The organism is Bacteriovorax sp. HI3 (assembly GCF_059738875.1).
Genome location: NZ_AP026946.1, coordinates 333,052 through 356,989, shown reverse-complemented (window position 1 = coordinate 356,989; position 23,938 = coordinate 333,052). Strand labels below are relative to the sequence as shown.

General features: G+C 36.3%; 23 protein-coding genes. 3 read left to right on the top strand and 20 right to left on the bottom strand.

Going from position 1 to position 23,938, the window contains the following annotated elements:
- Window positions 1-51: 51 nt before the first annotated feature.
- The 8 genes from AC6JA8_RS01665 to AC6JA8_RS01630 form a co-directional block, all read right to left on the bottom strand.
- Window positions 52-954, bottom strand: coding sequence for a glycosyltransferase family 2 protein (locus AC6JA8_RS01665; protein WP_497975478.1), 903 nt, complete (start codon window positions 952-954; stop codon window positions 52-54).
- A complete protein-coding gene (locus AC6JA8_RS01660; RefSeq protein ID WP_497975477.1) occupies window positions 947-2,674 on the bottom strand; it encodes a hypothetical protein in 1,728 nt (575 codons plus the stop codon). The genes AC6JA8_RS01665 and AC6JA8_RS01660 overlap by 8 nt, the downstream gene beginning before the upstream one ends.
- Window positions 2,655-4,418: an asparagine synthase (glutamine-hydrolyzing) gene (gene asnB, locus AC6JA8_RS01655; protein WP_497975476.1), complete on the bottom strand. Its 1,764-nt coding sequence runs from the start codon at window positions 4,416-4,418 to the stop codon at window positions 2,655-2,657. Before asnB ends, AC6JA8_RS01660 begins: the two co-directional genes overlap by 20 nt.
- Entirely contained in the window at window positions 4,418-5,407 is a 990-nt protein-coding gene (locus AC6JA8_RS01650; protein ID WP_497975475.1) for a glycosyltransferase family 2 protein, read from the bottom strand. Before AC6JA8_RS01650 ends, asnB begins: the two co-directional genes overlap by 1 nt.
- The gene (locus AC6JA8_RS01645) at window positions 5,404-6,537 is read right to left on the bottom strand and encodes an NAD-dependent epimerase/dehydratase family protein (RefSeq protein WP_497975474.1); all 1,134 of its coding nucleotides are present in this window, start codon (window positions 6,535-6,537) and stop codon (window positions 5,404-5,406) included. The genes AC6JA8_RS01650 and AC6JA8_RS01645 overlap by 4 nt, the downstream gene beginning before the upstream one ends.
- Before the next feature lie 439 nt (window positions 6,538-6,976).
- The gene (locus AC6JA8_RS01640) at window positions 6,977-7,555 is read right to left on the bottom strand and encodes an acyltransferase (protein WP_497975473.1); all 579 of its coding nucleotides are present in this window, start codon (window positions 7,553-7,555) and stop codon (window positions 6,977-6,979) included.
- Window positions 7,552-8,229 (bottom strand): CatB-related O-acetyltransferase, encoded by a 678-nt coding sequence (locus AC6JA8_RS01635; RefSeq protein ID WP_497975472.1) that lies wholly within the window; start codon window positions 8,227-8,229, stop codon window positions 7,552-7,554. The genes AC6JA8_RS01640 and AC6JA8_RS01635 overlap by 4 nt, the downstream gene beginning before the upstream one ends.
- On the bottom strand, window positions 8,214-10,064 hold the full coding sequence (locus tag AC6JA8_RS01630; RefSeq protein ID WP_497975471.1) for a CDP-glycerol glycerophosphotransferase family protein: 1,851 nt from the start codon (window positions 10,062-10,064) through the stop codon (window positions 8,214-8,216). Before AC6JA8_RS01630 ends, AC6JA8_RS01635 begins: the two co-directional genes overlap by 16 nt.
- Window positions 10,065-10,207: 143 nt before the next feature.
- Between AC6JA8_RS01630 and rfbC the strand changes: the two genes are divergently transcribed.
- A complete protein-coding gene (gene rfbC, locus AC6JA8_RS01625) occupies window positions 10,208-10,759 on the top strand; it encodes a dTDP-4-dehydrorhamnose 3,5-epimerase (RefSeq protein WP_497975470.1) in 552 nt (183 codons plus the stop codon).
- Window positions 10,756-11,580 (top strand): dTDP-4-dehydrorhamnose reductase, encoded by an 825-nt coding sequence (gene rfbD, locus AC6JA8_RS01620; protein ID WP_497975469.1) that lies wholly within the window; start codon window positions 10,756-10,758, stop codon window positions 11,578-11,580. Before rfbC ends, rfbD begins: the two co-directional genes overlap by 4 nt.
- On the opposite strand, the gene AC6JA8_RS01615 is transcribed toward rfbD, so the two are convergent.
- The 12 genes from AC6JA8_RS01615 to AC6JA8_RS01560 form a co-directional block, all read right to left on the bottom strand.
- The gene (locus AC6JA8_RS01615; RefSeq protein WP_497975468.1) at window positions 11,573-12,328 is read right to left on the bottom strand and encodes an oxidoreductase; all 756 of its coding nucleotides are present in this window, start codon (window positions 12,326-12,328) and stop codon (window positions 11,573-11,575) included. The two genes, rfbD and AC6JA8_RS01615, sit on opposite strands and share 8 nt — an antisense overlap.
- On the bottom strand, window positions 12,325-13,020 hold the full coding sequence (locus tag AC6JA8_RS01610) for an acylneuraminate cytidylyltransferase family protein (RefSeq protein ID WP_497975467.1): 696 nt from the start codon (window positions 13,018-13,020) through the stop codon (window positions 12,325-12,327). The genes AC6JA8_RS01615 and AC6JA8_RS01610 overlap by 4 nt, the downstream gene beginning before the upstream one ends.
- Complete coding sequence (locus AC6JA8_RS01605; protein ID WP_497975466.1) at window positions 13,017-13,928, bottom strand: Gfo/Idh/MocA family protein; 912 nt, start codon at window positions 13,926-13,928, stop codon at window positions 13,017-13,019. Before AC6JA8_RS01605 ends, AC6JA8_RS01610 begins: the two co-directional genes overlap by 4 nt.
- Window positions 13,925-14,974, bottom strand: coding sequence for a nucleotidyltransferase family protein (locus tag AC6JA8_RS01600; RefSeq protein ID WP_497975465.1), 1,050 nt, complete (start codon window positions 14,972-14,974; stop codon window positions 13,925-13,927). The genes AC6JA8_RS01605 and AC6JA8_RS01600 overlap by 4 nt, the downstream gene beginning before the upstream one ends.
- Complete coding sequence (gene neuC, locus AC6JA8_RS01595; RefSeq protein WP_497975464.1) at window positions 14,967-16,109, bottom strand: UDP-N-acetylglucosamine 2-epimerase; 1,143 nt, start codon at window positions 16,107-16,109, stop codon at window positions 14,967-14,969. Before neuC ends, AC6JA8_RS01600 begins: the two co-directional genes overlap by 8 nt.
- Window positions 16,106-17,110, bottom strand: coding sequence for an N-acetylneuraminate synthase (gene neuB, locus AC6JA8_RS01590; protein WP_497975463.1), 1,005 nt, complete (start codon window positions 17,108-17,110; stop codon window positions 16,106-16,108). The genes neuC and neuB overlap by 4 nt, the downstream gene beginning before the upstream one ends.
- Window positions 17,103-18,083, bottom strand: coding sequence for an NAD-dependent 4,6-dehydratase LegB (locus AC6JA8_RS01585; protein ID WP_497975462.1), 981 nt, complete (start codon window positions 18,081-18,083; stop codon window positions 17,103-17,105). The genes neuB and AC6JA8_RS01585 overlap by 8 nt, the downstream gene beginning before the upstream one ends.
- Before the next feature lie 11 nt (window positions 18,084-18,094).
- Window positions 18,095-19,084: a dTDP-glucose 4,6-dehydratase gene (rfbB, locus tag AC6JA8_RS01580; RefSeq protein WP_497975461.1), complete on the bottom strand. Its 990-nt coding sequence runs from the start codon at window positions 19,082-19,084 to the stop codon at window positions 18,095-18,097.
- The gene (gene rfbA, locus AC6JA8_RS01575) at window positions 19,077-19,970 is read right to left on the bottom strand and encodes a glucose-1-phosphate thymidylyltransferase RfbA (protein WP_497975460.1); all 894 of its coding nucleotides are present in this window, start codon (window positions 19,968-19,970) and stop codon (window positions 19,077-19,079) included. Before rfbA ends, rfbB begins: the two co-directional genes overlap by 8 nt.
- 90 nt (window positions 19,971-20,060) lie before the next feature.
- The gene (locus AC6JA8_RS01570) at window positions 20,061-21,266 is read right to left on the bottom strand and encodes an O-antigen ligase family protein (RefSeq protein ID WP_497975459.1); all 1,206 of its coding nucleotides are present in this window, start codon (window positions 21,264-21,266) and stop codon (window positions 20,061-20,063) included.
- An 89-nt stretch (window positions 21,267-21,355) separates the two neighbouring features.
- A complete protein-coding gene (locus AC6JA8_RS01565) occupies window positions 21,356-22,036 on the bottom strand; it encodes a peptide arginase family protein (protein WP_497975458.1) in 681 nt (226 codons plus the stop codon).
- Window positions 22,033-22,920: an aldose 1-epimerase family protein gene (locus tag AC6JA8_RS01560; RefSeq protein ID WP_497975457.1), complete on the bottom strand. Its 888-nt coding sequence runs from the start codon at window positions 22,918-22,920 to the stop codon at window positions 22,033-22,035. Before AC6JA8_RS01560 ends, AC6JA8_RS01565 begins: the two co-directional genes overlap by 4 nt.
- A 68-nt stretch (window positions 22,921-22,988) precedes the next feature.
- On the opposite strand from AC6JA8_RS01560, the gene AC6JA8_RS01555 reads away from it, so the two are divergent.
- Entirely contained in the window at window positions 22,989-23,936 is a 948-nt protein-coding gene (locus AC6JA8_RS01555; protein ID WP_497975456.1) for a methylenetetrahydrofolate reductase, read from the top strand.
- Window positions 23,937-23,938 lie beyond the last annotated feature (2 nt).

The window sequence follows — 23,938 nt, the reverse complement described above, 5'->3', positions numbered from 1 at the left end:
AATTAATTTTTTTATATAATTCTTTTAAAAACATACGACTCTGTATTTTTACTATTTTTTGAAATGATAACAAACATTCTTCATTTTTCTATAAAAAATTGGATGCTTCATCAGGCAATAAAACCAAGCTATAAAATGCTTAGGTCTCTGTGCTAAAAAACTCAATTGAAATGAGAGCCTGGCAACAAGCCCAGCGCCCCTTCGATCGGCAAACCTGATTCTTTTTAATGTCTCCAAAGCATACAAACGCTCTAAACCAGAAAGAGAATTCCATATAACTCTATAAAACTTTATAAATGAATAAGCAGGATTTTTCCTGTGATTTGTAAGTCGAGGTCTCGAATCATCGTTAGAGTAATTGACTAAAACATTATCAATCACGATTGCATCTAGCCCTGAGAGGGTGAGGATTTTCACCCACAGATCCCAATCCTGACAAGCTTTTAAATCAGGATTAATGCTAATGTTCTTTAAATAACTAGAACGCGTTAAAGCAAATGAAAAACTGCCAATAAAATTCGATCTGTGCAAATCTTTTAAAGTATAAACTCCATGTGCAGAAATCTTGCGGCTTCCATTCTGGTCTACAGAAAAATAATTACATCCAATGATTGCATATTTTTCTGAATTAATTGCTTCGACTTGCTTTTCAAGTTTTTCAGGTAACCACTCATCATCATCATCCAGAAAGGCTACAAATTCGCCGCGCGCTTTTTTGAGAGCAAAATTTCTCGCCCCACCACCACCTAGAGGTTCACGCGACTCAAACGAAAAAATGTTTTCATATCCCTTATATTTCTCAAGCGTCGCACTTGTATGATCGACACAAGCATCAGCAATTATAATAATTTCCCAATTTTTATAAGTCTGTTTAAGCACACTGTGTATCGCAAGCTCAAGAAGTTCTGCTCGATTATGTGTAGGAACAATAATGGAAACTAGACCCTTAATCATGGCGATCCTCGCTGCCAAAAATGTACTCAATAAACTCGCCAGGATTTAATGATTTTTTAAAGATTAATAAAGCACAATCCTCTTGCTTACCATAATTTTTACTCATGACAGAATGCTGAACTTCATGTTTACAATCGGAAGAAATAAAATATCTTTTTTGTGTTTTAGTGTTAAAGCTAACTCGCGAACCATTAAGTGCCAATGAATCAGCAGAACAATCAAGTGGTAAAGCTAAAACATAGTCTGATTTTTTCGAAAGTAATTTATCTCGAAGAATTAAATTTTCCTTCTCTAAATTGTATTGAAATGTTCTTTCAATAACGGCGGCTCCGTCGAAAGATGAAACTCTATACCTAAAAAGAACTTCAGATTCTTGAATAATATTAAACTTTGAAATGAATAAACTCTTAACAATCGTTGGGATTGTCTTAATATCCCAAGGTCTATGCCCCAAACAAGGCATTGAATGAAATGCCTGTTTTTGTTGTTCAATTGAAATATGGTCACCTGTATAGTCTTTTCTTCCTAAATCCTGAACAAGTGCACTTCCCTCGCAAAAAAGTACAAAGCTGCCATTATCTTCATGTCCATGACTTCCAATTCCTTTGTTTTTTGCCATTACAAAAAGATCAAACTTACCAATTTTTTTATGAATCCATACATTCTTAATTTTTGTATTAACGACTTCGGGAGAGGCACTTAAACCATTTAACAAAAAGCTCCATGGAGACTTCTTTTCTATGTCTATGAAAGGATAAGACATAAAGGTCTCGACAGGAAAATCCGGCGAAATATCACCAAATAAAGGGCCTGTTCCGTTCTGTAAAAATGTTTTCCTGCAAACTCCTAATAGGTTTTTCAGTCTAGGTTCAAGCCACTTTTGAAATTCATAGTCTTTTGCTATTTTCGAAGCATGAAAAACTTCAATAAACCATCGAGTAACAATAAACTGATAATGAGTTGAATCTTCCTGTAAATACCCATCAGTAATATGCTCATCATATTCTGCAATTATTATGACTTTTCCTAATTCTTTAATTTTTTCATCACTTAGAAATGCACCTCCTACATATAAGGCCATTGCATTTTTTAAAATGTGATTATTTGTAAGCTGCCCCTTGAATTCTAGATTTTGAGCTAAGTAATTAAGTTGCTTAATAATGGATTTAGAAATTAATTTAATATCATTTTCATCGATATTAATTACACCCTTAGAAAAAACAAGGAAGAAAATCCAGCTTGTGATTCTTTCTGATATTGAATAAGACTCGAAGATGTCTTTATTCCCTTCCATGTCATAATCTTTAGAGATCCATGAAAGTATCAAGCTCAAAGCTTCTTGAAGGGCCTCGGGATTCAACTGTGTCAGATATTCGCTCCATAGCCAGTTAAACCTATGAAGTTTGAAGAAATCCTCGATATCATTAAAATGTGAATCGAAATCTTTTTTAGTAATCAAGCTTGGGAGTAAAGTCTCCGTTTTAAAAATTGTAGCTTCTGCAATTCTTTCAATTTTCAAGACAGAATCTGCTGATGTTGGAAAATGTCTTAAGAGGCTAATGATCTTACGATTCCTTTTAAACCTCAAATACTTAATCTTAACAAGGCCTTTTCTTAAAAAAAAATCACCAATTAAAAGTAAAGCCAGAACTTCATTTTTAATTTTCTTGCTCGCAATTAGATAAGGAATTTGTTTTTCTTTAAGCTTGGTTAATATCACTAGCTTTCTTTCCTTCAATAAATAACTGCGCCCAGATTTCTAAAACAACTACCTTCCACAATTGCCAGGAACGTATTTCATTAATATCAGCTAATTTAATTAAATTGTTACGAGCTAAATACCCATTTGAAAGAATTCCTTGGAACTCTTTTAAGTATCGCTCGGTCCAGGCATCAACAGGTATACCAAATCCTTCTTTTTTTCTGTAGATCAATTCATGAGGAAGTTTCTTTTCAAGCAGCTTTTTAAAGATAAATTTTCTTTCATTATTTTTAACTTTAAATCTTGAAGGGATTTGCCAACTCAATTCAACAAGTCGGTGATCCAATAATGGGACACGACACTCTAAAGAAGTGGCCATTGTCATTTTATCAGTCAGTAATAAAATATCGTCCTGTAAATAGTTGAATGTATCTGAAAGCATTTGTGCATTCAATTCATCATCGTTCTTGAATTTTTTAAAAATAGTATCAAATTCTTCCTTTCCAGAATTTTTTTCATACCAACTGAAAATTTTCTTCCAATTGTAACGATTGTCTTTCCAGCGATCATAACTCGAAGAGGCAGGACAAGAGTTCTGTAAAATTAATCTTAAAAATGATTCATGCAATGGATATTTTTTATGATTTGAATAACCACCAAATAATTCGTCCCCACCGGCTCCACTCAACACAACCTTGACAGACTCTGCTGCTGTTTTTGCCAGAGTATACGTCGGCACAAAGGCCGCGTCAGCTAAAGGCTCTTCCATGTGCCAGATTAACTTAGGAAGTAAATTTAACAAGTCGATATCAGAAAAATTCGAAAGATTAAAATTAGTTTTATATAAACTAGAGACTCCTTTCGCATACGACTCTTCGTTAATCTTTCCTTTTAAATTCTCCCACGAAAGATGAAATGTATTAAGCGGAGTCTCTGTAAAGGTTGAAGCATAGGCAACAACTCCTGAACTATCTAGTCCTCCACTCAAATAAGCTCCAACTGGAACATCACTTCGCATTTGGATGCGGATGCTGTCTTCCAGGAGAGATTCAATTTTTTCCAAGATCAGGTTTTCATCTTCAATTGGTTGAAACTTTTGAGGTCCCCAATATTGAGAAATCTTGATCCCTGAAGCATTAAACGTTAAAACACTCCCTGAAGGAATTTTTTTTATTTCGTTGAAGCCCGTTTTCGGACAAGGGATATAAAGAAGATCCAGGTAAGTTGAAAGGGCACTGAAATCCACTGTCGGCTTAAAAGTATTTAAAGCCAGAATAGACTTTAATTCCGAGGCATATGCAAAAATGCCATTTTCAAAAGAATAGTAAATCGGCTTTACACCAAGACGGTCTCTTACCAAATGGATTGAATTTGTTTTTTTATCAAAAATACAAATCCCATACATTCCATTTAAAAGGTGAACAAATTCTAATCCATGCTTTTCATAAAGATGAGGAAGCACTTCAATATCTGAATGGGTCTTGAATTTAACTCCATCCTTTTCTAATTCACTTCGCAGCTCTACATAGTTAAAGATTTCACCATTACAGAAAACAACGATATCTTGATTTTCACTATAAAAAGGCTGATGTCCTGAATTAATATCAATGATACTTAGTCTACGCATCCCCAAAGCAAACTTGTCAGTTACATATCTTCCTTCTCCATCCGGCCCTCTGTGCAATTGCATTTGTGCCATTGCATCTAAAAGCGCATCTGGATTATCCTGACTAACTCTACTAAAACCGAATATTCCGCACATTAGACAGTTCCCTGTGGTCTGGAACTTTTATAAAATCTTCTACCAATTCGATAGATCTTATAAAAAAATTCATAGACGCAAGCAAAAGGTAAAAGAACAACCATTAGAGGGTAATACCCTAAGTTTGTTTTCAAGTGGTATCCAAAATTAATAAAGCTGCTCGGGCTAAGCGATGACAAATGTTGAGCCCAAATTAAAGTAATTTTAAAAGTGTATTTTATATTTTCAAAAAAACTTAAAGGTAGTCTCTTGATGTGATAAGAAAGCAATCGATAAAACTCATCATAAGTGATTTTATCTTTTGTTGTTTTTCGAATAGTCGTTTTATGTTGTCTGAAAAAGTTTAATTCTTCAGTTAAATAGTAAAAGTCGTATTTCTCTGCAAGTTTAAAGAAGATATCCCAATCGCTACATGCCTTATAATCCAAAGATAGTCCATGTACTTCTTTTAGGGCCGACGTTTTTATTAAAACCTGGCTAAGATTAGGAATCACGCAAGAATGAAATAAAAATTTTGACATCTGTAGACCAGAAATCAGGGTATCCTTGCTGCATATTTCTTTGAAAGATTTTTCACGTCCTTCAAAATCATCACCAATATCCTGGCTCTTTTCATCGACCATCGTATTTCTTGAAAAAACAGCGCAAAGATTTTTATGAACAGCAAAGGGTGCAACCAATTTTTCGATCTGATCTTCTTTGCAATAATCATCACAATTCGCAAATACTATAAATTCACCAGTGGCCATTTCAATACCCTGATTACTAACTTTTACCCAACCTGAGTTCTTTTGATTTTCAATCAATTTTACTTGAGGGTATTTAGTATAGGGGCGAAGAACTTCAAGACTATTATCTGTCGAGCAATCATCAATTACCAAGATCTCAAGATCTTTCCACGTTTGATTAACAAGACTATCCATTCTTTCTTTTAAATATTCCGCATGATTATAGCTCGCTACAATCGCAGTCACTCTTCCTTTAATCATTTATATAAACCTTTTTCTTTAAGCTCTTTAATGCTGGCTTCATAAGTATCTTTTCCAACCGCTTCAGCCTTAACCCACTCAACAAACGATTTAAGACCTTCTTCAAAGGAAATTTTTGGAACATATCCTAAAACCGATTTAATCTTTGTGAGATCGGCAAGGTTGTGACGAATATCACCAACTCTAAAATTTGAAGTGACTTTGACAGGAACGTCTGAGTTTAAAAGTTCACGCAACTTCATAGATAAGTCATAAACATTAATGGCCTTACCTGAACCTACATTAAAAACACTTTGAATTGTTTCTTTATGTTCGATTCCCAGAATCGTAGCATTTACAACGTCACTAACATGAACGAAGTCACGGCTCTCAAGTCCATCTTCAAAAATATTAACTTCATTTCCATTTCTTATTCTAGTTGAAAAAATTGAAAGAATTCCAGTGTAAGGATTAACCAATGACTGTCCGGCACCGTAGACGTTTTGGTAACGATAAGCGATTGCCGAAATCCCCAAAGATTTCCCAACAACTAGAAACATCTGTTCTTGGTTATACTTGGTGATACCATAAATAGAGGCAGGCTTAATCATAGAATCTTCTGCCGTTGGGATCATTGAAGTCACTTTAAAACACTTTGGACAATGTACTTCAAAATCGCCTTTGCTCATATCTTCAACCGAACGAGCCTCAGGATAAACAGTGCCATGGTCAGGACAATTATAAGCCCCCTCTCCATAGATAGCGCGTGAAGATGCAACAATAATTTTTTTAACTTTGTTTGGCTTATTAGCAATCACATCCAAGAGTAGTGCCGTTCCTGAAACATTTACATCTGTGTAATGTTCAATGGCATACATAGACTGTCCTGTCCCTGTCTCCGCTGCATAGTGGACAACAGTATCAATGTCTTCCAGGGCACTTTCTACCGTCGAGCGATCGCAAACACTTCCCTTAATAAACTTAACTTTGCCCTTAATCGATTGATAAAGAGATGAGGATTCTGAATCTTCCCCATGAATCTGCTTACTCAGATTATCTAAAACAGTAACAGTGTATCCTTTTTTCAGAAGTTCAAGAGACAACCTACTCCCAATAAATCCGGCCCCACCTGTAATCAATATATTTTGCATTTTTCCTCAATTATTTAAAAAACTATGAACAATAGTATTCTTTTTAGCAGCAACAGAACCGACAAAATATTTTGTCTTATTGATATTAAAAATTGTGAAAAAGGCCTTCCTCATTTTCCCCGGATGACACATTGCCACCTTGGACTGATTCATCCATAATTATTACCCATTTACCAATTATCAATAACAAAGAAATAGTACTTTAAATACCTACAGAAAGTATACATTTGCCCGGTAGAATTATAGAAAAAGACATTAAGGCCATTGCCTCGATATGGTGCTTTGCAGACCCAAATAGATTGCTCGATTACACAAAATTTTAATTAGTGCCAATGACAAGAATTCAACGATTATACATCTCAAATTTACGACGAAATATCATCTTCGAAATTTAAATAAACTTTATCCGTATGAAGCTGATTTGCTCAACTTTCACAAATTATCTAGGTATCGCTTTCCACTGCTTTTCGACTTCTGAATACTGCTTAATGATCCGGGCAGGTGAACCTACGGCGATTGAATAGTCTGGAATATCTTTTGTCACCACACTATTAGCACCAATTACGCAATTCTTGCCAATTTTAACTCCCATTACGCAAACATTCTCTCCAAGCCAGGACCCATCTCCTATCTCAACGTCTCCCTTAAACTTCACCTCTTGCAACATAATTGGTGTTAAGTGATCTTCATGAGCGTGATAATTATCAGTAATAAACACATTATTGGCAGTTAAAACCATTTTCCCAATCTTAACTGACTTAATAGCCGTAATGTGATTGTTGTAGCCTAATACTGTCCCTTCGCCGATTGAAAGGACTGCGTTGGTATTGCTAGTGTTTTTAGCATATAGCCAACCATTGCTTTGAATACTTACAAAATCTCCCAGTGAAATATACTCCCCCCCATCAATTCTAATAGGTTCAAATAAACTCACCTTCTTCCCGCTTTTTCCTAAAATTGCTTTATAGTAAAATTGATAGAGTAGTTTTTGCTTAAGTCGTTTTATTAAAAGAATCATTTTTTTACCTTATCATACTCTGCTAAAAACTTTTCAGGTTGATCAAACCATTTTGAGAGACCTTTGATTTCTACGATAGATAAATTCCACCACTGACTCTCTTCAAGTTTTTGACATAATTCTTCATTAAATCTCTTTTTGATAAACTTTGCAGGCACTCCACCTACAATTGAATATGCTGGAACATCTGTCGTAACAACGGCTCCGGCCGCAATGACTGCCCCTGGCCCAATTGTGACTCCGGCCTTAATTTGAGCTCCATACCCAATCCAAACATCTGCCCCAATTTTGGTAGGAATCAAAACGTTATTGAATTTTACTCCTTCTACAAATGCATAAGGTAGAGGCTGTGTAGAATCATAAAAAGACGGATGAGTGCTGATAAAATGTGTCGGATGACCCGCAAGACCAACAACTACATTTTCAGCAATTGAACAAAACGGACCTATTTCAGTATTGTAGATTGCTGTCTTTTTTTGAATATATGTATGATTTCCAATTTTGGATAAGTAGACATAAACATCACGGAACAAAACAACATATTTCCCAAGCGAGCTTTGCTCAACAACCACGCCCTCATAAATAACCGAATCTCTAAATTTATTGCGTGTCTTATGCAGACGATACACCATTTTCAAATAACGAATAATAAAAGTGATTAACAATCTGAACATGCACTCACCTTTGCTGCCAGCTCTAATACTTGAGCTTCATTGCTACAATTTAATAATTTATATATATAATCGATATTGCGTTGTACATTGTTCCCATCAAGAGGTCCTTGATAGTACTCCATTACTTTCCTATCCAGAAACTTATTATAGCGTTCGCTGTCCAGGTAAAAATCTTCAAATGCAGCTGAAAGCTCTTCTTGATTTTTAGCAGTTACCAACTCCCCTTTCCCATCAAAAGGCGGATGCATAACCATTGTATCCTTTTTATAAAAAATGACAGGAACTCCCAACATTGAAGCTTCAAATAATGTTTGAGAATAAAATGAAATATAAAAATCTGTTTTCTGCAAAACTTTAAGCATTGGAACAGAATCCAGGATAGTGACTTCTAAACTTGGAAAATACTCTTGAAGAAAACTTACATACTGTGACTTGTAACCATTGGGTCTGACCTTAATGATAATCTCAATATTTTTTCCATTATTTTTCTTATCCTGTAAAACCGTTAATATATCACTTAAAAAGCAAAACTCTTCTGATGAATATGAATTGAGATCTACGTTGTTAAATGCCGAAGTTCCGATGGAAACAACCGTCTGCTCCCTATTAATTTCTCTTCTTGGCATTAAGAAATACTGGTCCATGCGAGGATCACCCAAAACTACAATATTGTCCTGGCCATGATAATAATTCTTCTTTATTGCCTCTGAATAACTATTTATAGTTAAAGCATATTTAGATTCATCACCAAAATCATCCCCTAAGAAACCATTAATGATTAAGTAATTGGCAATCTTGTTTTGTGTAAAATAAGCATGAACAATGCCACTGAAAATTCCAACATTCCCTACTAAAATTTCTAATTGTGGTGGGTAGTGAGAAAAATAGAATTTTACTGAATCGATATATTTCAAGTAAGACACGATATTTGTCTTTAATCTTTTTTCAAAAAAAAGAAGAATAAAATCTGTTATATCTGATCCGTCCAGCAGAACAATTCTTTCATGCTTTTCATTGCGAAACTTATTCCATAATCTTTCTGCTTCTTTTGTGTGTCTTTTCTTTAAAGTAAATAATGGTATTGTTCTTTCCTGAAAATAGCCTTTCCAGTTTCCATAATCCGAATATCTCTCAAGACATAACCTGACTTTATTATCACTTGCCAGTTTTTGTAGAATTGGTTTGGTGGGATGGTAGTTTTGAACAAACACCAATGGTTTCTGTTCAAGAAAAGGATTAAGTTTGTGTAAATAAAACATTACCCAAGGAACAATAAAATAAAAAGCATTTCTAAGTTTTGCTTTTAAACCGCTTGGCCTTATGGCCTGATTCATCCACTTACTCATCGGAAAAAAATAGGTCATCTCAGAATTTTGAATCATTTCAATTTTAGTAAAACTCAAATTTTGAAGACTTAGTATTTGAAGCAAAACTTGATCATCTGTTCCGACATAAAGTCTCTGGCATTCAACCGTTTTAAGCACGCGAAGATTAATCAATAATCTAATAGAGTAAGTGAAGTCGTTCCAAATTTCCTGACGGAAAACAAATCCAAAATCCAATCCATTATAATTGAAAATATCACGCCCATTTTTATCGAGGTGCCATTTTTTAAAGTAACGGTAAATATTAATATTTTCACTTTCCACAACTTGTGGATCAAGCAAATGATCCAGGAAGTGAACTTCACCTTTTTGTTCTTTGATTTTTTTATGGACAGCAAAATCAAAAGTTAAGACTAAATCATGTTGTGAATCATATAGATGTAAAAAATCTTCTTCGTAAGAGCGATCCGTTACGATAAAAATATTTCTATAAACTTTGCGGGCAAACATCCCTTTATCCCTTTTGCCAATGAATGAAATATAGTAACTTTAAGATATTGCAATTACAATGATTTCCTCCTTGACCTGGACAACTTCTCTTGTAGAATTCATCCATTTTATGCATACTTACCAAATACTTATAGGGAGCTAGAATGAAAATAATCGAGACCGGTATTTCGGACTTATTAGTGCTGGAGCCTTCTCTATTTAAAGATAATAGAGGCTATTTTTTTGAGAGTTATAACTGCCAAAAATTTGAATCTTTAGGACTTAATTATCGTTTCGTTCAAGATAATGAGTCCTTTTCTGACTATGGAACATTACGTGGCCTTCACCTCCAAAAAGGTGATGCAGCACAAGCAAAGCTTGTTCGTGTCATTCAAGGAGAGGTTCTGGATGTAGCCGTCGATGTTCGTCACAAATCTCCAACATTTGGGAAAGTTTTTTCAATTCGACTGTCAGCAGAAAATAAAAAAATGCTCATGATCCCAAGAGGATTTGCCCACGGATTTGTTGTTTTGAGCGAAACGGCCGTCTTTGCATACAAATGCGACAATTTTTACAATGCAAGTGCTGAAGGTGGAATCATCTACAATGACCCTACCCTCAATATTGACTGGGGTGTAAAACCTGAAGACATGAAACTTTCACCAAAAGATCTTGTGCACAAAAGATTTAAAGAAACTGACTGGAGCCAAATATGATTATTGTCACTGGCGCTTCGGGCCAACTGGGGCAGGAATTAAAAAGAATCGCCGGACAGGATTATCACTTTATCGACAGAAGTATCGTTGATTTTGAGAATATTGATACCGTCAAAGAGTTTTTTAATAACTCAAAAATTAAAGGCGTCATTCATGGTGCCGCTTATACTAATGTTGAGCAAGCTGAAGTAGAAAAAAGCAAAGCGCAGAAAATCAACGTAGAGTCTACATCTGTCATTGCAGAGATGGCGAAAAAACATCATTACAAAATGACCTACATATCTACTGACTTTGTTTTTGATGGAAAAAAGTCGACCGCATACACTGAAGAAGATGTGACTAACCCATTAAATCATTATGGACTGACAAAGCGAGATGGCGAAAATGCCATTATCGATACTGACGGTGACTATGCAATTATAAGAACATCATGGGTTTACTCGACTTTCGGGAATAATTTTATAAAAAAAATCATTAAGCTTTCTGAAACGCAGAAAACACTTAAGGTCATTCAGGATCAAATCGGAACCCTGACTTATGCAAGAGACCTTGCTCAAGTCATTACGAGAAGTGCAGATCTTCAAGGTATGTATCATTTTTCAAATGAAGGAGTCTGCTCTTGGTACGATGTCGCCTGCGAAATAAAGAGAGCATTTAAACTCGACGTAGAAGTTATTCCAGTTTTATCAAATGAGTTTGCAACAAAGGCCGTGCGTCCCCACTTCAGCTTATTAAGTAAAAGAAAAATCAAAAATGATTTAAATATGCAGATTACTCATTGGGTAGACACCCTTCATGAAGTTGCTCATCAAATTAAATAGAGAACCCATCATCAACAACAATATTTTGTCCGTTGATATAAGTTGAATCCTGCGACAGTAAAAAGATCAGACTTCCTGTAATGTCATCTGCATTCAGCATTCCCTTATTAAGACAGTTGTCCTTATATTTTTGCAGGAAGGCTTCTGGTTGGGCATCCAATAGCCCCCCAGGGCTTATACAGTTCACACGAATATTTTTGCCTGCCGTATATTTTGCCATGTATTTGGTCAGATGGATCAGACTCGATTTAATCGCCGCGTACTCCACTGGCATTGTCATGTGAGTGTCTTTATATATTTCAAACTTAGGTGCGACGACACCATAAATTGAAGAAATACTGACTATGTTTCCAGAACCTTGAACTTCAAAAAATTTCATAAAACATTGGGAAGTTAAAAAGTATCCCCCAATATTAAGATTTAAGTTTTCGCAAAAATCATTATAAGTTACGTCATAGAACTTCTTACCGTAATTCTTATTACGAGGATACGCATTGTTTACAAGTCCATCAATATGGCCAAACTTCTTAGACAAATCCTGGATAAGAGAATCTAGTGATTCTTTTGACGTAATATCTAATTTAGCAGGATAAGAATTGGCAATTCCTGATGAAACCTTTGAAGCTCTATCAAGATCTATATCAGCAATTACGGCAATTGCGCCTTCTGCTGAAATTTTTTTACAAAAGGCCTGACCTAATAATCCTGCCCCACCTGTCACGACAATAACTTTATCTTTTAATTTCATTGATGTTTTTCCATGAGTAATTTTACAATTTCAAAATCAAGGTCGGAATCAATGTCTATTGATCTCTCCTCAGGCATTACAAAAATCTTTGTACGCTCATTTAGAACTGATTCTAACTTAAAGAATTCTTCGCGCTTCCATGAATAAATTGAAGCGTTCATATCAAAGCATTTAGGGGCATCTTGACGTCTCACAATTGGTCTGTCGAGTTTTTTGGCCAGATTAACAAAGCCATTTTCGTTCATCTCAACCAAATTAAAATAAGGCGATCGCCTTGCCGTCATACCTGTAATGACGTTACTGCAATCATCAACTTCAGTCATCTCGACAACACCTTTGATATCTTCAATAGTTCTAAGTGGCGACGTACAATCCAAGTCGACAAATACATCAAATTTTTTATTCGTTATTTTCTCGGCCATCATTGCACAGTGTTTAATTACGGGAAGTTTTGCTGCAGTATCTGTTGCTAACTCCTCCGGTCTCTGAACAGTAAAGTCAGCTCCGTACTCCATCGCGGCATTCAAAATATCTGGAGAATCAGAACTCACCACAACATATTCAAATAGCCCTGAAGCTTTTGCTTGCCTGATACTGTGAGCGATTAATGGAAGACCTCCGATAACTTTTAGGTTTTTCCCTTTAACACCCTTTGAGCCTCCGCGAGCACAAATTGTACATAATCTCATCATAGTTTTATAACCTTCCCCTCTGCAGAGGAGCTTTCAGCAGCCTTAATTAATAGAAGAGTGTTCATGGCATGCTCGTAAGTACAAAAGTTTTCAAACGTGTTGTTTAAAATATTTTCGACTTGGCTTAAGTAGGTATTAACTGCCTTTACACCTGTTAGTATCACTGTGCTGTCTTCTATTAATTCTCCCTTGATTAAGTCAAGGTTGTAAGTGTGATCGTTTGTATTGATAATAATTTTTCTAGTTGGACTTCTATCGAGATAATTAACTGTGATATTCACAGAAGCAGCATTAGTGCATTTGCCTATTAAGTGAAAAACATCGTCACTAGCAATTTCCAGGTTGCTAAAATGCCCTCCAAGAGCTGAAACAAATTCAAATCTACCAGTCAACCATGTCGTATAATCCAACTCATGGCTGAGGTCACGAATGACTCCTCCGCCTAGTTCTTTTTTTGCTGAATATGTCTCTTTGTAATCCCTACCAGGGCGCCATGTTGGCAAATACTGGCCACAGTAAACATTGGCAGAAATAATCTTTTGATCTTTTAATTTTTCCTTTAAAGATAAAAGCAAAGGGCTCATTCTCAAATTATAGAGCACAAAAATATTTTTGAAGTGATGATCCAGTTCGACAGGCTCTTCAAAGATCGGTTTTTCAACAAAAACACTCTCAGTGAAACGAGCGGCCACCAAATCAGTGAGCGACTGAAAATGTTTACTTGTTTCATTAGTAATTAAAACAATGTCTGGAGAAAAATTCTCTACTGCTTCTTTTACATTCGAAAAAGTCTCAAAAGGAGTGCCTGTCTGAGAGGAAACTAATCCAACTTTGGCGGACTGGGACTTAAAAAGCTCAGCGTGTCTTTTTCCAATTGAACCATATCCTATCAGAAGAACTTTTTTCATTTTCTATCCACTGAATAAAATTCTCTGGCATCATTTAAGTCTGACTCTCTTCCCACATCAATCCAGTTTTCAATGATAGGGAAACATGCAATGCTCATTTTCTTTTCCAGCATACAGTTAAGTAACGTCGACATGTCGTAATAGCTGCCTTGAGGTATGTTTAAAATAATTTCAGGCTCAATTACGTAAATCCCGGCATTAACATTGAAATTATAGACAGGTTTTTCAATGAATGAATTAACCATACCATCTTTGATATCCACGACTCCAAAAGGAACCTGGATCTCATGCCCGCGAATGCCCATTGTAATTTTAGACTTATGTTCATAGTGAAATTTGAGCAACTGCCCCAGATCTACCTGGGTCAACAAATCTCCATTCATAACGATAATTGGAGACGAAATATTTTTTGGCAATAGAGACAGCGGCCCAGCTGTCCCTAGCCTTACGTTTTCTTTCAGATATGAAACGTTACAGTTAAACTTTGATCCATCTCCAAAATGATTTTCAATGATTTCCGCTTTGTAGTTCAAAGAAATAAAAAAATTACTGAATCCTTGATCAATAATTTTCTTCATAATCCTTTCAAGCATTGGTTTACCTGCAACCTCTACCATTGGTTTGGGAATATGTTCTGTAATCTTACCTAAACGAGTTCCCATACCTCCGGCCATCAAAACAACATAAATGTCATCGTGATTTTTATTGCTTTCAGTACTAAAAATATCTACCAATTGTTTTTTTTCATTCAGGATTGGAAACGATTGAATATCTTTTAATTTTAGAAGATCTTTTTTTTGAGATTCGCTAAGCGACTCATTACCATAAATAAAATTTTCTTGCATCGCGGTCGTAACGCTGTCATTCATTGAACAACCTTTAAGCAACGCTCTTCTAATATCTCCGTCTGTAACTGAACCACAAACAGTATGAGTATCTGTTATAACGTAAATTCCTCGATGGCCGCCTAATCCGTTAAGCTGCTCCATAGCGTCTTTAATAGTCTTATGATGAAGGATCGTAAAACCTTTTAATCTATCATGCATTAACTCGCTCCAGATCATGAAATTTCTTTTGATTGGTAAATTTTAGCTGCGAAATCAGTTTTATAAATGGCTTTGCGAAATTCCCCGTTCCATACAGAAGGGAGTTTTGTTTTGTATAGGGCTCTTTTAAAAGTGTATTAAGTGCTTCATAAATTTCTTTTTCACGACATTCCACATGAGTCACAATCTCATCGTCATAAAGTCTGCCTTTTTGCCTCTCTCCAATATTGAGGGTTTTTGTTCCAACAAAGGGGCTTTCTAAAATACCACTTGAAGAATTTCCAACAACAAGATCAGCAATCTTTAGCATACTTGAATATTTAAGTGGCCCAAGATTTGTGAATAAAAAAACATTTGGATTTTTAGCTGCATAGTCTTTAAGGCTGGTCGCAATTTTTGAATACCCTGGATCGGAGTTTGGAAGAGAAATAAACTGTCCGACATTCGGAAATTTCTCTAATGCTCTAAGAAGGTTTGAAATATCTTCACTGGCCCCAGTAACCGGGTGAAAAGTTACCAGCACATTTTTACTTAAAAATGTTGCCCCTAAACTTTTTGCCAGCTCTTCCTTACTCATTAAGTTTTGTTTTAAAAAATTTTCTAATCCGGGAGCTCCAAGATTAAAAACTCTTTCAGGGGCTTCCCCCAATTGAATAACTCTCTGTCTATAAACTTCAGTCGAAGTAATATGATATTGGCTTAGCTTTGTAATACAATGGCGAATAACATCGTCAAAAGCACCTTCAGTCTTCTCTCCCCCGTGCAAATGAATAATTGGAATCGAAAGAAAAAAGGCTGCCTGAGCAGCTCCCAAGATTTCATAACGATCACCAAGTAAAACCACAGCGTCAGGCTGAAGCCTGATTAGGGCCTGAGAAATGTTTTTCACAGCTTCAGACAGCTGAAGATTAACTGAGTTTACAGAATCATCCAATGATCCTAAAGAAACTTTCTCATCGACCTGAATCTGGTCAATTTCAATTTCTTTATATGTTTCACCAAAGACTGGAGATAAGTGCATACCTGTCGCAATAACTTGCAATTGCAAATCCGCAGAAGACTGGACTTCTTTCATGGACCATTTTAACAATCCATAATCAGCTCTTGTCGATGTAATGAAACAAATTTTTTTCATAGTTCTACAATCTCATCCTCTGAGAAATTTCTCTTGGCCGTTTTTCCATAAATTTCTTTAATTTTCATTGGAGAGATCCCTGTGCCAGGTCTTTTTGTCGTAAGATTCTCTTCCGAGAAAATGTCCCCTGCTTTGATCTCTTTTCTGGCAACCACTGACTTTCTGGCAACTTTGATATTTTCAAGTTCATTAGCCGTGGGCTTCTTATCTTTTGATCCAAGAGCTTTTTCAATGTTTCTGACTGAATCGACAAGATTTTTTAATTCTTCCGGATTCAATGAAGCTTTATGGTCAGGTCCCGGCATATTTTTATCAAGAGTAAAGTGCTTTTCGATAACTGTCGCACCAAGCGCGACAGCTGCAATAGCAACCTCAATTCCATTCGTATGATCAGAATATCCAACGGGCACCCCAAATCTTTCAGCGATTGCTCTCATTGCATTTAGATTAACATCACTAAAGCTTGTCGGATAATCAGTAGTACAGTGAAGGACAACTAGCTTTTCTCTTGAAGCACCAGCTTCAATTAGAGCCTTTAAAGCAGCATCTACTTCCTCAAAAGTGCACATACCTGTCGAGACAATAATAAGTCCGCCTTCCTTGCCTATAAATTCAAGATACGGCAGGTTTGTAATCTCCCCTGAAGGTATTTTCCACAAATTCATTTTAAGAGTTTTTAAAAAATTTAAACTCTCAAGATCAAATCCCGTTGAAAGAAATTCAATTCCCTTCAATTCACAGTATTTTTTCAGCTCAATGAACTCTTCTTCATTTAACTCAAGACGCTTAAGCATCGCAAACTGCGATTCACTAACGTTTGTATTTTTTGTCTGATATTCGGCCATTTTTGCGGACTTCGTTACCAGGTTTTCAGCCTTAAAAGTCTGAAACTTTACAATATCAGCCCCGGCCAACAAGGCTTGGTCCACTAATTCTTTAGCAATCTTGATATCACCATTATGATTAACACCTGCTTCTGCAATAATAAGAACTTTAGACATTATAAATTCCAGCTTTATATTGTTTAAGATTCTCTTTATTGAGAAACCATTCAACTGTCTTTTCCAGACCAGCTTCAATTGAAATCTCAGGAACGTATCCGGTCAGTTGCTTAATGAGAGTATTATCACACCATAACCTATGGACTTCAGATTTTTCCGGACGTAGTCTTTGCTCATCCAACAGGAAAGTCACGTCACTGTTCATAATTTTTTTAATAATATTCAGAGTATCCCCAATAGAAATCTCGTAATTTGAACCAATATTAACTGATTTTCCAATCGCTTCTTCACATTCTGCGAGTGCAATAAAACCACGGCAGGTGTCTGTCACGTAATTAAAATCTCTTGTTGGTGTCACATCACCAAGCTTGATTTCTTTCATCCCTGAAGCAATTTGAGAAATAATTGTCGGAATAACTGCGCGAGCAGATTGCCTAGGCCCATAAGTATTAAATGGCCTCGCAATAGTTAGTGGAAGAGAAAATGAATTAAAAAAACTCATTGCCATTGCATCGGCTGCAATCTTCGAGGCGCTATAAGGTGACTGTGGTTGCATCGGATGTTTTTCATCGATTGGCACATACAAAGCAGTCCCGTAAGTTTCACTAGTTGAAGTATGAATTACTCGCCTAACTTTATTTTCCATTGCAGCTTTGCAAATATTAAGAGTTCCATTGATATTTGTATCAACATAACTTGCTGGTGCTGAATAGGAGTACGGAATCGCGATAAGCGCTGCCAGGTGATAAACGGTATCAATTCCTTTTGTAATTTCATTACAAAAAAATGGGTCTCTAACATCACCAGTAACCACTTCTACCTTATCGATACATGCAATTGAATCCAGCCATCCCCAGCTGTTAAATGAATTATAAAGGGCAAGAGCTCTTACAGAGTATCCTCTGGCAACAAGCATCTCAACTAAGTGTGAGCCGATAAAACCGTCTGCACCTGTCACTAAAACTTTTTTCAACGAACAGCCCCCTAAGATTTAAATTTTTCTTTGTAATAAACAATTGTCTTCTTAATGCCTTCTTCAAAAGTTATTTGCGGTCTCCATCCGAGATCACGTGTCGCTTTTTCAAAGTTAATTGCATATCTGAAGTCATGGCCCTTTCTATCTTCAACAAATGTAATCAATGATTCAGGTTTACCAGTTGCTGCTAGAATTTTTTTCGTTAATTCTAAATTTGTTAACTCTGTAGCTCCCCCCAGGTTGTAAACATTTCCTGGAGTTCCTTTAACAAAGGCCAGCCATGCGCCAACATTATGGTCATCAACATAAATCCAATCGCGAATATTAGAACCATTTCCATAAACAGGAATAGATTCATCATTCATAGATTTTTTTAATACTACTGGGATAAATTTCTCATCAAACTGATATGGTCCATAATTATTTGAACATCGAGTGATAATCACGGGAAGTTTATGAGTTTCATAGAAGCTTCTTACCAGACAATCTGCTCCTGCTTTTGAGGCAGAATAAGGACTATTTGGCTCAAGTGGGTTATTTTCCGTGAAAGCTGGGTCTGTGGCTGAAAGTGTTCCATAAACCTCATCAGTAGAGATTTGCAGATAACGAAACTCTCCTGTTGCTTTGAATCTATTTAAACTCGAGTTTAACAGATTCATAGTCCCCAGAACGTTTGTTTCAACAAAAAGATTTGCTGATTCAATTGAGCGATCTACGTGAGACTCTGCCGCAAAATTAATACATCCATAAAAATTTTCAGATTGAAAAAGCTTCTCAATCTGATCACCATCTCGAATATCCATTTTCACAAAACTTAAACTCTCTGGATATTGATTTAGCTCAGGTTGAATGTTCTCCAGTCTAGCTGCGTATGTAAGAGAGTCGAGAATAACAAAATTGTACTCTGCTAATATTTCTTTTTGCGTACAAATATTTTTTACAAAATTCGAACCAATAAATCCTGCACACCCAGTTAATAAAACTTTTTTCTTAAGCATGTTGCCCCTCGATCTCACTCGCTACATTTTGCAGGTATTTTTTATATGGACACTCCGGAAGTGTTCCAACAATTTTGTTGTAATTATCAATCGTAATAAAATCCATCCTCAAAGCAATCTCTTCAAGACAAGCAACTTTCAATCCTTGTCTTTCTTCGATTGCTGAAATATATGCGGAAGCCTCCAGCAGTGATTTCGGTGTCCCCGTATCAAGCCAAGCTACACCTCTGGAAATAACCTGTGCCTGAAGCTCTCCTTCCTGCATGTACATTTTCAACAACTCTACGATTTCTGTTTCACCGCGAGCACTTGGTTTAATTTTTTTTGCTTTTTCACTTACCGAATTATCAAAAATATATAATCCAGGAATTGCGTATTTTGATTTTGGGGCCTTTGGTTTTTCTTCAAGACTCAATACTTTTTGTGTCTTTGCTTCAAACTCAATAACACCATATCTTTCAGGATCGCTTACGGGATAAGCAAAAGCTTTTGCTTTAGCCGGTGAAAGAAGAGCATTCTTAAAAAATTTAATATCACCGTAAAACATATTATCGCCAAGAATAAGCGTAACGTTATCGTTGCCAATAAACTTCTCACCTAGAATAAATGCATCAGGTAGTCCTGTTGGTTTTTCCTGGATAACATACTCAAGCTTAATGCCCCACTGGCTCCCGTCACCTAAAAGACTTTTAAAATGTACTTGATCATGTGGTGTTGTAATAATTAAAACTTCTCGAATCCCACCCAGCATTAAGAGACTCAAGGGATAAAAAATCATTGGCTTGTCGTAGATGTTAAGAAGTTGCTTAGTGATAATTTTTGTCAGTGGATAAAGACGTGTCCCCGATCCACCAGCCAAAATAATGCCCTTTGTTACTTTGTTCATAATTACCTAGTTTTGCATATTAAATTTATCGCAAAATAGTATTAAAAAAATAGGTGTAAGAAAAGAGAATTACATTGGAGAAAATAGTTTTTAGGAGTTTGAGATCTCTTTCGTTTTCACTTGAACAAAGGAGCTTATTGAATAGGCTGCAATTATAAAAAAGAGATTAATTCCAAGGCTGATTGTTGACTGGGTCAAACCGCCTATAAAAAATGTAACAATGAAAGGCAGTCCAATCTGAGCAAGCACATCCGATCTGTTATAAAGTTCTTTAAACCAAAGAACTAACCATAAAATAAAAGTTGTAACCCCTAATAGCCCTGTAGATCCAAGCATTTCAAAAACATTATTATGAGCATGTCCTTTAAAGTCAGGAACCAGAAAATGGTATCGTTGCTTAATATTCACAGAGTGTTTTTCAAAATTTAAATATCCATACCCAAACACTGGCCTCTCTTTAAAAGCTGCAATTGCGGCCTGCCACTGCCCGAGCCTGGTTGCGTCATAATCCTTCCTATGCATCGCTTGTCCCGCTGCAAAGTAGACAATCGCTCCAAAAACAATGATTCCTCCAACCGCAGCAACGAACCATTTTTTATGATTTTTGAAAAAGTAGAATGGAATCGCAAATAAGAAGCCTAGCCAGGCCCCTCTAGTATAAGAAAGATAAAGACCGGCAAGATTTATAATGAAAACGGCATAGACAAAATTCATATTGATATATCTTTTGCACTTTTCTCGATAAATAATTACTCCCAAAAGAATAATTAAAAAATAAGACATGTTATGAGCGTAATTCATCAACATACCAAAAAAGCCACCAACACGTGTATCGTTAGTTGGCGCACCAATAAAAATCAAGCTATGACCAAACTTAATTTTTAAAATTCCATACACCGTTGCTAGCGTTGTTCCCAAACATAATGCATACAAAATATAAGATATTTTTTTTTCGTTAAAATGATTTTTAAAAACCCATGCAAGAGGCCCTAGAGAAACAAAACCAAAAATAAAGTATTTTGCTTTCGCTATTGGAACATAACCTCTCACTGCAATATCTTGATTCACTAATACGGACAAAATAATGACAATGTTCATCGCTAAAAGCGCCCATGCACTTTTGGGCCATGAGGAATAATTTGTTCTAGGAATGAAATAAAGAGCAGGCAGGATCATCAAAATATGAGACAGTGCCAGGATAGTAGGCGACGTCAAAAGTCCAATGGCCAAAACCAATAAACTTCCATAAATCATCCACTCTAACACTTCATCTAACTTCGAATTCACTTTTTCCATGGAACAATACTAAAGTATAGGAATCATTAGTTCAACAGTTTCTCAAATTCTTGATTTCAACAATTGTGTTCTAGAGCAAATGAAATTTATTACAACCGGCAACTGGAAAAAAACGTCAGCACCTCTTCTGCTTTCTTCCAACTTCCGCAGCATTCAGGACTAAGTGAAATTGTAACAACATCCACTATCCCACTTTCAAGACCTTGCTGAATAGAATGAGACAAACTTTCCAAATAAGAATGACTAAAAAGCATTGTCTTTTGCGGAGCCGCTGAAAAAAAATAGTCCAGATCAAGATTTACAATCCAAGGCAGATCATTAACGTAGCGAGATCCTCCAAAAACATCTTCAAGATATTTTTGCAGATAATACGCTCCAATATCTTCATTTAAAGTTTTATCCTGCCCAACTTTATGGGTCGCCGAAACGGTCTTTCCTACCAACTCAGGATATCTCTGCAAAAAAATTTCAATATAATTATCCCACCTAAAAAGCGGCATATTTATATCGTCTTGCCAAGTTGTTCGATATTCATTCAAACTCATCGACCATAAATCATGATTGAAGTGCTTGAGCGCTGACTCACTCATATCCGGATGAGCATCGATATGCAAAAGATTATACTTTTTCCCTTTCTGCATCTTTTGAAACCAGCACCAAAGTGCCAGTCTATGGTTATCCATAATAAAAACTTTGCCTTCGTTCCAAAGGACATTGTCTTCAGAGGAAGCCGAAGCTCCCCTTTTAATAAGCGGGATAAGAAAACTCATTTCTTTTTCCTCAATGGATCCGTTTCTTCCAAATAGGCCATCTCAATAGAATAAGAAAACCCAAAAATCTCCCCGGCCCCAAGAGTGATAAGACCATTCTTAGTTTCAAAATTCTTATCACTATCAACAGAATCACATACACCATACCACGGTTCAATACAGACAAAAGGCACATCACCTTTCCCCCAAACTCCTAAAAAAGGAGTGTGAGAATGAACGCGGATAATCTCATTTCTCTTTTTATCAATAAGCTCAACAAACTTTGATTTAACCTTTTTAAAAATCAATGCATCATCGGCAAACAAACCCTTTTCCAACTGGATGCTTTGAGCATTTAGCCCAAAAGGTCTCGTCAAGTTGACCAGGCCATTTTCCACGCGAAAATACTCTTTTTCTTCTTTTTCAAAACGGATTTCGTAGTTTGTTAATACGTTTGTTTCAAAAGCAGGATGTGCTCCAATGGAAAAATAAATATCCTGACGATCGTCGTTTTTTACAAAATAAGAAATAATGACTTTTGAACCTTCCACTTTGTAGCGGACTCGCAATTCAAAACAGAAGGGGTACTGATTAAATGTTTCTTGCGTGGCCACTAAAAGAAATTCAATTTCCGAAGCTCCACATTCAGTACACTTAAACTCGTAATCTCTGGCAAAGCCATGTTGAGGCATTTTAAAGGTTTTGCCTTGAAGATAATACTCATCATCCTTAAGTTTACCGACAATAGGAAATAAGACAGGAGCAGAACGCTTCCAGTTTCTTTCATCACCAAGCCATAAAAGCTCGCGATGCCAATCTCTGGAGAAAAGACGCTTCATTTCTGCGCCAAGACTCGTCACTTGGACGATTAAAGAATTACTCTCGATTTGATACCAATCACTCATACTTAATTTAAGTATAATTGGAGCCTTTTTCTATCACAAGTCAATAATTCCTGCTATAATAAGGCTCTATGAAAGTCACTGAACACTTAGAGCGCGCAAAAAACCCATTGTTTAGTTATGAGATCGTTCCTCCTCCGAGAGGAAGATCTGTTCAAGATATCATCGATATCGTTGAAGCATTAAAACCCGTTCATCCCGCATGGATTGATGTTACGGCTCATTCCTCTTCTGCTTATTACAATGAAAAAGAAGACGGAACAATTGAAAGAAAGATTTATAAAAAGCGTCCTGGGACAATCGGCATTTGTGGAATTATCCAAAACCGCTTTCAGATTGACACAGTTGTTCACTTGCTTTGCCTGGGGTTTTCAAAAGAAGAGACAGAAGATGCTCTTCTCGAACTAAATTTCTTGGGTATTCATAACATCCTCGCTCTTCGCGGCGACGGACCAAATTATAAAAAAGAAATCTCTAAAAGCCGAAGTGCTAATTACTATGCTTCGGATCTGGTTGAACAAGTCAAGGCCCTTAATAGCGGCAAGTTCCTGGATGAAATTGAAGGTGGTTCAAAGTTTGATTTCTGCATCGGTGTCGCTGGATACCCAGAGAAGCACTTTGAAGCTCCAAATTTAAAACTCGACCTAATCAACCTTAAAAGAAAGGTTGATGCAGGCGCTGATTATGTCGTGACCCAAATGTTCTTTGATAACAAACACTATTTTGAGTTTGTTAAAGAGGCCCGCGCTGCCGGCATCACTGTGCCAATTATTCCGGGAATCAAAGTTCTAAAGAACACGACTCAGCTGGTGAGTATCCCTAAAAACTTCTATATTGATTTACCAGATGAACTGGTGGAAGCTGTCACCAAAGACCAGAAGAACGTTACCCATATCGGAAAAGAATGGGCTTCAAAACAAGTTCAAGGTCTTTTAGAGGGAGGCGCCCCATGCGTTCACTTCTACATTATGAATGACACTAACACTGTTGTAGATATCGTTAAAAAATTCCAAAAGTAAGT